General features: G+C 53.3%; 1 protein-coding gene. It reads left to right on the top strand.

From position 1 onward, the window contains the following. A partial coding sequence (locus AC1WIP_RS15705; RefSeq protein WP_481142707.1) for an NAD(+) synthase occupies positions 1-1,420 on the top strand: 1,420 nt, incomplete at its 5' end. Between the last annotated feature and the right edge of the window lie 217 nt (positions 1,421-1,637).

Genomic DNA, 1,637 nt, shown 5'->3' with positions numbered 1-1,637 from the left:
GGGCTGTGAAATCTGTGAGGACTTGTGGGTGGCCAACCCCCCTGGAACCAATCACAGCCTCATGGGGGCCAGTGTAATCGTAAACCTGTCAGCCTCCAATGAGACAGTGGGAAAGGGCGAATACAGAGAGCTTCTGGTAAGGTCTGCCAGCGCCCGCCTGATCTGCGGTTATATTTATGCATCCGCAGGGGAGGGGGAATCTACCCAGGACCTTGTGTTTGGGGGCCATAATCTCATTGCGGAAAATGGTGTGCTTCTGGCTCAGTCAAAGCGCTTTACCGGGGAGACTGTCTATGGGGATCTGGATCTGCAGAGGATTGCGGCGGAACGCCGCAGGATGGGAACCTTTGGAAAGGAACCGGATCTTTCCTATGTGGCGGTGCCCTTTAGGCTGAATATCATGGAGACGAAGCTGGAGAGGAGCTTTGAGCGAATGCCCTTTGTGCCTAAGGACCAGGCGGCCAGAAACAAAAGGTGTGAAGAGATTCTGTCCATTCAGGCGTTCGGACTGAAAAAGCGTTACGAGCACACCGGACTGAAAACGGCGGTGATCGGCGTTTCCGGAGGACTGGATTCCACCCTCGCCCTTTTGATTACCGTTCGGACCTTTGACATGCTGGGATTAGACAGGAAGGGAATCACAGCGGTGACCATGCCTTGCTTTGGCACCACGGACCGAACCTATGAGAATGCCTGCAGGCTTGCAAAAACCTTGGACACCACGCTGCGGGAGGTGGATATCAGGGATGCGGTGCTGATTCATTTCAGGGATATCGGACAGGATCAAAAGAATCATGACGTCACCTATGAAAACGGACAGGCCAGGGAGCGCACCCAGGTCCTTATGGATATTGCAAACCAGCAAAACGGACTTGTGATCGGCACCGGAGACATGTCGGAGCTTGCGCTGGGCTGGGCTACCTACAATGGGGATCATATGTCCATGTACGGCGTAAACGCAGGAGTGCCGAAGACCCTGGTGCGGCATCTGGTGAAATACTATGCGGATACCTGTGGGGATGAAGCCCTTGCGGCGGTTTTGCTTGACGTATTGGACACGCCTGTAAGCCCGGAGCTGCTGCCCCCGGTGGACGGAGTGATCTCCCAGAAAACGGAGGACCTGGTGGGGCCCTATGAGCTCCATGATTTCTTTTTGTATTATATGCTTAGATGTGGATTTCCACCGGCCAAGGTATACCGGGTTGCAAAGAAGGCGTTTCAGGGAAGCTATGACAATGAGACAATTTTGAAATGGCTTAAGACTTTTTACAGAAGATTCTTTGGCCAGCAGTTTAAGCGTTCCTGCCTGCCGGACGGACCCAAGGTGGGCAGTGTAGCTTTATCGCCCAGAGGGGATTTACGCATGCCGTCGGATGCAAGCGCACAAATATGGCTTAAGGAGCTGGAGGGGCTGTTATAACCTCTCCGGCTCCTTAAGCCTTTATCGTAAAAAAGGAAATTTAAAAGGTCTGTCTTAGCTTGAAATTCCCGGTGAGATCCTTGAGAACCTGTGCCTGTGCGGACAGCTCTTCACTGGCAGCCGCGCTCTCCTGTGAGGTGGCTGAATTGGACTGCACAACGCTGGAAATATCATTGACGCGGGTTACAATCTGCTGCAGCCCGGAGGACTCCTCATC

It is taken from the genome of Acetatifactor sp. (genome assembly GCF_982438285.1).
Note: the sequence above shows the minus strand (reverse complement) of the source record. Positions and strands in the feature narration are given on the sequence as shown.